The sequence below is a fragment of the Mesotoga sp. UBA5825 genome (genome assembly GCF_002432955.1).
Classification (GTDB): Bacteria; Thermotogota; Thermotogae; order Petrotogales; family Kosmotogaceae; genus Mesotoga.
In genome coordinates this window covers 9,371-17,523 of the sequence record NZ_DJHG01000083.1, presented here as the reverse complement: position 1 = coordinate 17,523, position 8,153 = coordinate 9,371, and the positions used below count along the sequence as shown (strand labels likewise).

Annotated in this window: 8 protein-coding genes; all 8 read left to right on the top strand. The window is 48.6% G+C overall.

Annotated elements, in window-relative coordinates; genetic code table 11:
- Positions 1–256 precede the first annotated feature (256 nt).
- Genes B3N33_RS08050 through B3N33_RS08015 form a run of 8 tightly spaced genes read left to right on the top strand, consistent with a single transcriptional unit; the run spans position 257 to position 8,063 of the window.
- Positions 257–1,147 (top strand): branched-chain amino acid ABC transporter permease, encoded by an 891-nt coding sequence (locus B3N33_RS08050; RefSeq protein ID WP_103135197.1) that lies wholly within the window; start codon positions 257–259, stop codon positions 1,145–1,147.
- Between the two features lie 10 nt (positions 1,148–1,157).
- Positions 1,158–2,120, top strand: a complete 963-nt coding sequence (locus tag B3N33_RS08045) for a branched-chain amino acid ABC transporter permease (RefSeq protein WP_292589878.1) — start codon at positions 1,158–1,160, stop codon at positions 2,118–2,120.
- A gap of 12 nt (positions 2,121–2,132) precedes the next feature.
- A complete protein-coding gene (locus B3N33_RS08040; protein ID WP_103135195.1) occupies positions 2,133–2,891 on the top strand; it encodes an ABC transporter ATP-binding protein in 759 nt (252 codons plus the stop codon).
- A gap of 2 nt (positions 2,892–2,893) precedes the next feature.
- Positions 2,894–3,610: an ABC transporter ATP-binding protein gene (locus B3N33_RS08035; RefSeq protein WP_103135194.1), complete on the top strand. Its 717-nt coding sequence runs from the start codon at positions 2,894–2,896 to the stop codon at positions 3,608–3,610.
- A 1-nt stretch (position 3,611) separates the two neighbouring features.
- Entirely contained in the window at positions 3,612–4,859 is a 1,248-nt protein-coding gene (locus B3N33_RS08030) for a lactate racemase domain-containing protein (RefSeq protein WP_292592917.1), read from the top strand.
- Positions 4,859–6,112, top strand: coding sequence for a LeuA family protein (locus B3N33_RS08025; RefSeq protein WP_292592915.1), 1,254 nt, complete (start codon positions 4,859–4,861; stop codon positions 6,110–6,112). Before B3N33_RS08030 ends, B3N33_RS08025 begins: the two co-directional genes overlap by 1 nt.
- On the top strand, positions 6,109–7,149 hold the full coding sequence (gene buk / locus B3N33_RS08020) for a butyrate kinase (RefSeq protein WP_292592913.1): 1,041 nt from the start codon (positions 6,109–6,111) through the stop codon (positions 7,147–7,149). Before B3N33_RS08025 ends, buk begins: the two co-directional genes overlap by 4 nt.
- Positions 7,150–7,160: 11 nt before the next feature.
- A complete protein-coding gene (locus B3N33_RS08015; protein WP_292592911.1) occupies positions 7,161–8,063 on the top strand; it encodes a phosphate acyltransferase in 903 nt (300 codons plus the stop codon).
- The last annotated feature ends 90 nt before the right edge of the window (positions 8,064–8,153 follow it).

The window sequence follows — 8,153 nt, the reverse complement described above, 5'->3', positions numbered from 1 at the left end:
TCTAGCGGATGCCCTGAGGAATGTTGGAACCGACGGCACTAAGCTCGCACAGTACCTGGCCAATGAAGCAAATATCGTTGGTGTTCAGGGAGAACTGAAGTGCGATGAACACCATAACTTCACCAACGTCTGTCTAATCTCCCAGTTTGATGGAAAGGACTGGCAGATTATCAACAAGCTGTACTGAGCCTCTTTGCGGGAGGGGGCGTGCTCAGCCTGCCTCCCGCTTCACTTATCAAGACAAGGAGTGTGAATAATGCTTCAAGACATTCTCCAAATCATTGTTTCAGGGGCTTCAATCGGTGCTACGTATGGACTTGTAGGGCTCGGAGTTGTTTTCCTGTGGCTGACGATCTCAAGAATAAACTTCGCTAACATTTCATCAGCTATGTTAGCGGCGTATCTGTTCTATACTTTCTATACACTGGCGAATTTGGGGTTCTTCCTCTCTTTCGTCTTTTCTGTGGCGATAATTGCCTTGTATGGTCTTGGACTCAGGACGTTCATATATGAGCCGATAAGGAAGAGAGGTGGAGGTAGGCTTGAATTTGTCGTTGCAACATTGATGCTGTGTACCTTCTGGCTCAATCTGATAATCGTCACTTATGGGGCTTTGCCCAAGCCATTTCCACCGGTATTTGGGGGAAGCCAAGACTTCATTTCTTTAGGCGGAATAAGAATTCCCACTCTCTATCTCAATATCTATTTGGTAATCGGAATCCTTATGGTATTCATTTACTTCTTACTGAACAAGACGCTCATAGGAAAATCATTCCGAGCTGCCGCACAGAATAGGGAAGCCGCGGCTCTTATGGGAATAGATGTGAAAGTAACGACCTCTCTTTCTTTTATACTGGCCACGTGTGTGGTGGGAATTGCAGGTATACTTCTTGCCCCGATATACTTCGTGTCATTAGAACTTGGTGGTGGGTCAATTGGTGTCAAAGGGTTCGCATCTGCCGTTCTCGGCGGATTGACCAATCCGTACGGGACGATACTGGGCGGAATATCTCTTGGATTGCTGGAGAACTTCTCCACCCTCTACATCTCTTCTACATACAGAGACATCATATCCTTCTCGGTTCTTGTCGCCGTTCTAATACTCAAGCCTTCCGGAATATTCAACTGGAAGAGCAAGAAGATATAGGGGGTGCGAGATGAAGAAGCTGATATTGATTGTAGGAGCGATACTACTAATAATGCTATTCCCACTTTTCACGAATAACATGTATCACCTTTACCTAATGAACAGGGCCTTGATACACGCCATCCTTGCAACAGGGTTGGTCTTCCTTACAGGTTTTGCCGGGCAGATATCGCTCGGGCAGGCGGGTTTTTACGCAATTGGAGCATACACTTCGGCATACTTCACTGTGCGGCTGGGACTACCAATTCCGATTGGGGTTATTGCGGGAGTAGTTCTGAGCGTTGTTGCGGGCTTCCTGCTGAGTATCCCCTCGTTCAAACTAAAGGCCTTCTTCTTATCTCTAGTAACAATCGCCTTCGGGCAAATAGTCTGGATGCTCGTGATAAATCTCACACCGATAACCGGGGGGCCATATGGTTTCTTCGGAATCCCATTCTATTCAGTGGGAAATAACATGCTTTCCTACGGTCAGGTGTTCTGGCTTTTTGGAGGGATACTGCTCGTGTCAGTCTTCATTATGTACCGCATCAAGCACTCTCACTTCGGCAGAGCGATGCTTGCTATGAATGACGATGATGTGGCCACTGAGACCTGCGGAATATCTACAAAGAAGTTAAAGATCGCCGCTTTCGGTTTTTCGGCAGGCTTGGCAGGGCTTGCAGGAGCGCTTTACGCTCACCTAGCAGGATTTCTTTCGCCCGAACCATTCACGTTTTTTGAGTCATCGAATTTCGTTGCGATGGCCGTTGTTGGTGGTCTTAGACACATGAGCGGAGGAGTTGTCGGCGGAATCGGGCTAACTCTTCTGCCGGAATTCCTCAGATTCGGCGGCTGGGAGAACTACTACTTAATGGTGACCTCACTGATCGTTATCGTTATCATAATATTCGTACCCATGGGGCTCGGGCCGATACTTGAGAATCTCTTCAGAAAGGTCTTCAAACTTAAGAGAAGCAACACAAAGACATTGTAAGGTGGGCTGAAGATGGACATACTAAGAACGGAAAAGTTGACAAAGAGATTTGGCGGAGTTGTGGCAAACAATGAACTTTCGGTAGGAATTTCTCAGGGAAATATCACAGCTCTTATCGGTCCGAATGGCTCCGGAAAGACGACGTTCATAAATGTGGTAACAGGAGTACACCCGATTACAAGCGGAAAAGTGTATTACAAAGATCAGGATATCTCTCAAATGGACATAAACAGGATAAGTAGATTAGGTATTGCGCGCACATTCCAGAAAATCCGGCTCTTCGAGAACCTATCAGTTATAGAGAACGTTCTGGTTGCTCGAAAGTCGTTTTACAAGTCAGGCCCATTGAGCGTCGTTTTGGGAACCCCGAAGTTTAGAAGAGAGGAAAGTGAGAACAAAGAGAAGGCTCTCGAGCTCTTGAGGCTTGTTGGACTTGAGGAGAGAGCATATGACTCTCCTACCGGCATGGCATACGGATTGAGACGCTGTCTAGAAATAGCAAGAGCACTAGCCCTTGAACCTCAGTTGATTTTCCTCGACGAACCGGCAGCGGGTATGACTAGAGATGAATTCAAGGTGATCATGGACTTGATGATTATTCTTAAGGAAAGAGGAATAACGATTCTACTGGTAGAACACACGATGGACTTTATCAAGGCAGTTGCCGACTGGGTCTATGTTCTCAACTTCGGTCAGGTTATTGCTGAGGGGAAGTTCGACGAAATCGAAAAGGATCCACTTGTCCTTAAAGCCTACCTGGGGGAGGATTGATTATGGCCTTGCTTGAAACCATAGATCTTTCAGTCTCGTATAATGAGGTTCCTGCTCTCAGAAAAGTCTCTATAAAAGCCCAAAAGGGAGAGGTCGTCTCTGTTCTTGGACCAAACGGAGCAGGTAAGACAACTCTACTAAAGAGCATTTCCGGACTAGTGGCTTCCGAGTCGGGAAGCAAGGTCTTGCTTAACGGAGAAGAGATTCAACATCTGCCGCCCCACAAAATCACCAGGTTGGGGGTAATACACGTTCCAGAAGGAAGGCAGGTATTCGCAGAACTCTCCGTGCAAGAAAACCTTGAAGTTGCTGCTACTAGAATTGGACTCGCAAAGGCTCGCCCAAACATCGAGAAAGTTTATGAGCTTTTCTGGGAACTGAAGTCCCGGAAAAATCAGATGGCCGGCACACTTTCCGGTGGAGAGCAACAGATGCTCGCAATTGGAAGGGCCATCGTTTCCGATCCACTGATCATGATGATAGACGAACCTTCCATGGGACTGGCTCCTGTTATCGTGAAGAGAATATTCGAGACTCTGAAAAATTACGTGAAGGATACGGGTCTCACCATGTTGATTGTGGAACAGAACGCGAAGCTCTCGCTCCCGATGAGCGACAGAGTCTACATCGTATCGCAAGGTCAAATAAAACTTGAAGGCTCTGTCGATGAAGTGAAGAGCGACGAGAGAATTCGAGAAATGTACTTCGGCGGCAAGTAAGATGAAATTCTCGCTTGACTATAGAGAGAAGGAGAGGCTTCAGCTGGAAGTTCCGGCTGCCAGAGTACTCGCTCCGACCGCGTCTCTTAAGAGAAGCGAAGAGGGCAGCTCTCTGCGCGAATCGTTACTGAAGCCGTTTGATGCTGCTCCGATCCTGGAGCTTGCGGAATCTGCGAAAGAGATAGTCCTGATCGTAGAGGATCATACAAGGCACTCTCCGATCTTTGAGACTCTCTCTTTCATGAAATCGCTTTTCGTCGAAAACAAGATTCCCTGGAGCAAAGTCTCCTTGCTTGTCGCGACTGGAACTCACAGACAAATGACGGCTGATGAGCTAAGTGAGAAGTTTGGCAGTTTTTCTCGCGATACTAAGATCATCCAGCACGATGCCGAAGCAGCGGGCAGGATGAAAGACTATGGAGAATTCCTTGGAGTGCCGATCAGGATAAACGAAGCGGTTGGAGCCGACTTCACAATTGGAGTGGGTTCGATCGTTCCTCACAGGTTCTCCGGATGGTCGGGCGGAGCGAAAATTGTGATTCCGGGCGTCTCTGCATATGAAACTGTCTTTTTGTCGCACAGGATGGCAATACTGAAGAGCAGAGCCGACGTCGGAGTTCTTGACAATGAGTTCAGGGAACTTATAGATGAAACCGGAAGACGAGTAGGACTTGATTTCATAATAAATTTCTACTACGATATCGAAGGAAGAATCGCCGGATGTGTATCGGGCAATCATGTAACTGCACACAGAGAAGGCGTCAAAGTCGCGAGAGAAGAGCTGCTCCGAGAGTACCCGGAAAGGGCCGATGTCACCGTGATATCTTCATTCCCCTCTGTGACCGATTTCTGGCAGTGTGGCAAAGCGCTGTACACATCCGATCTTGTTACCAGAAATGGAGGAGACATCGTTATGGTCTCGTCACTCGATGAAGGCTTTGGCGACCATCCTCTATTCGCCTCATTACTCAAGTTGGAGGCAGAAAAGATCCTAGAAAGACTGGACATGATTACCACCGAAGACCCGCTAGCGTATGTGGCGGCCTATGCAGTAAGGAAAGTTATTGAGAAGAAAAGGATTCACATTGTGAGTGACACAAAATTTGCAGATCAGTTCAATGAACTCGGGTTAACGGTCCATCAAGATATTCAATCGGTTGTTGACCGGGTGGCGCCGGCCGGCAAGAGCATCGCGGTTCTTCAGAACTCACTTGTGTTGCCGGAAATATCGAATAAGGAGGCACAATAATGAAACCGAAAGATCTTGATTACATGAAGCTAAATGGAACACCATACTTCGATGAATCCCGCTGGGTGAGTCCTCTCAACTATGAGAGAGAGATCCGGGGAGAAAACGCAAAAGACAGTATCTACATACACGATGTTACGTTGAGAGATGGAGAACAGACTTGCGGTCTTACCTGGAGCGAGGATCAAAGGGTGAGAATCGGAGTTGCTCTGAATGATTTGGGTGTGAAGTCCATTGAGGTCGGAATGCCGATAGTCTCCGACGAAAACAAGAGGGCGATACGAAGACTAGTTGACATGAATCTCGATTCGGAAATCGTTCCATTCGCAAGGTCTTTGAAGAAGGATATCGATGAATCTGTCGATTGCGGCGCCACACGAGTAGTTGTCGAACACGCGGTAAATCCATACGATAACGAGCTTGTCTATGGTGTATCCCCCGAAAAACTGATCGACCGAGTCGTTTCGGCAATACTCTACGCGAAGGAACAGGGCATGAAGCCAACCTTCATGGGCTGGGACGCAACAAGATCGACCCCCGATTATGTCCTGAAAGTCTTCACAGAAGTGGCAAAGCAAGCAAAACCGGAGAGTATTGTCTTTGTGGATAGCTTTGGAGTCGCCTCCCCATTTGCAATCGAGTTCATCTTCACTGAGCTTAGGAAGGCCATTCCGGACATCCCGCTGGAATTCCACGTTCACAATGAATTCGGTCTGGCAATGGGATCGGTTTTCGCCGCAGTAAGAGCTGGTGTATCAGGCATTCACAGCTCGATCAACGGGCTTGGCGAAAGGACGGGCAACGTAGCTACCGAAGAGGTCGCCGCCGGCCTGAAACTCCTGATGGGGATAGATACAGGAGTCGATCTGAGGAAGATCGGATACACTTCGCGACTGGTCGAGGATATTTCGAAAATCCCGGTGGCGAACAATAAGCCGGTCGTTGGGAAGCGTCTCTTCTGGGTCGAATCGGGCATCGTAGTTGATGCAATCGACAAGTTGAATGCGGCCGGAATTAACGCCGCCATGACCCCGTACCTTCCTTCGCTCGTAGGAATGGGCGAGATAGACGTGAAGCTCGGCGCCTTCAGCGGTCAGGCAAGCATAAAATACTGGTTGAAGAGATTAGGCATACAGGCGACAGAAGACCAGCTTGAAGAACTGACGGAAATTGTGCGAAAGGAAGGAAGAATAAGAAACACGGTCCTCGAACTTGACGAATTCAAGAGAATAGTCGGAGATTACATGAAATGAGTCTGATTCTCGTCATAAATCCCGGTTCGACATCAACCAAGGTAGCCGTCTTCAAAGATGGGAATGAAGTGTTCAAGAAGACGCTTTCTCTTGGCGATGGTATGCTCGAGCTTCCCCTTTTTCCCGATCAGTACACAATAAGGAAGGATCAGATCCTCAAAGAACTGGACAGAAACGGGATAAGACCATCCCAACTGACTGCCGTAGCGGCCAGAGGGGGGAGATTGAAACCTCTGAATTCCGGAGTTTACCGCATCAACAGAGAGATGGTCAATGACGCCAGAAAGGGCCTTCAGGGCATTCACCCTGCAAACACAGCGGTCGTGATAGCTTTTGAATTGGCTCAGGAATTCGGAATGCCGGCTTTCACCGTCGACCCGATCAGTGTGGACGAACTCGCCGAGTGGGCAAGAATAACGGGAATAGAGGAGATCAGAAGAAACTCACTCTCCCATGCGTTGAACATGAAGGCAGTCGCGAAGAAAGCTGCGACTGAACTGGGAAAGAGGTACGAAGAAGCGAAGCTCATAGTGGCCCATTTAGGTGGTGGCTCCTCGGTAAGCGCCCATCTGAACGGAAAGATGGTCGATCTCTATAACAGTGACAAGGAAGGTCCCTTTTCTGTGGAAAGAGCGGGTGCCCTCCCGACTCACGAATTGGCGGAGTTTGCTCGCTCGAGAGACGATTATCTCGAATACCTGGCTCACAGGGGCGGTCTGTTTTCCCACTTCGGAATGCGCGACGTTGAACGGATCGCCGAAGGTGTGAAGAATGGAGAAATCGATTCTATGCCGCTTGAAGCGTACATTTACAATATTGCAAAATACTCATACAGTCTGCTGGCGGTATTTGACGGAGTTCCCGACGCCCTTGCCATTACGGGCGGCGTGGTGAAGTGCGACTACGTCAGAGAAAGACTTCTTGCGAAACTGAAGGGTATAAGAGTCCTTCTTTTCCCGGGAGAATACGAGATGGAAAGCCTTGCCGAAGGAGCGCACAGAGTAATACAGGGGATCGAAGAGGCCCTGGAATACTGAGGTGATGATCGATGATTAATTCCCTTTCTGAGTTCATTCTTGAAGCAAGTAAGTTGCAGAAGCGCGTGAGAGTAAATTGCGTGCAACCGCATGATCGAAAGACGATGAAGACCATAGAATCAACTGCCTCCTCTAACGGCAATTTTGAATTCACTCTCTTCGGAAGATTGGAAGAGATAAAGGAGGCGGCATCTGAAGGGTTTCTGAACACGACGCGTGTTGTCGAAGGGAAATCTGAAGAAGATAATGCTTCAAATGCAGTCTCTGCTTTGGAGGGAGATACTCCAGCCGTCCTAATGAAAGGCGACATCAATACCACCGTGTTTCTGAGAGAGCTCTTCAAGAGCCCCAGGGTAAAGGCTAGCGGAAAGCTTATAAGTCACATTTCCTGTATGGAGGTCCCCGAGCATCCAAGACTGCTTTTCATAACTGATGGGACGGTCAACGTTGCACCTGATTTGAAGGAAAAGGCAGAGATACTCAGGAATGCCGTTGAGTTTGCAAGATCGATCGGAATAAGTGAACCAAGGGTCGCGGTAATCGGTATAAACGAGCGAGTGTCGGTGACAAATCGCGACCTCGTTGAGGGAGCTGTGTTATCCAAAATGGCGGAAAGAGGGCAATTTGGAGTGTGTCTCGTGGACGGCCCCCTGCCCATAGATACTGCCCTGAAAAAGGAAGCGGCACTGAAGAAGGGAATTACGTCTAAGGTCGGAGGCGAGGCCGACATACTGGTCTGTTCTAATCTTGAATCAGCGGCCAACCTTATTAAAGGGCTCGTACATCTAGGCAAGTCCAAGACGGCCGGGCTCCTTTTGGGAGCAGGATTCCCCGTTGTTCTCACATCGAGGAGCGACAATGAATTCGCAAAAGCGGTGTCGCTCTCAATGGCACTAGTGAGTGCGGTGGGCTGAGGTGAAAGAGATGGCAGTAAGCTTTATGGTGGCCAACGAGGATATTCCGGCCAGTGCAAAGGTCACTGGCCTCACCGGCAGGTTGGAAGA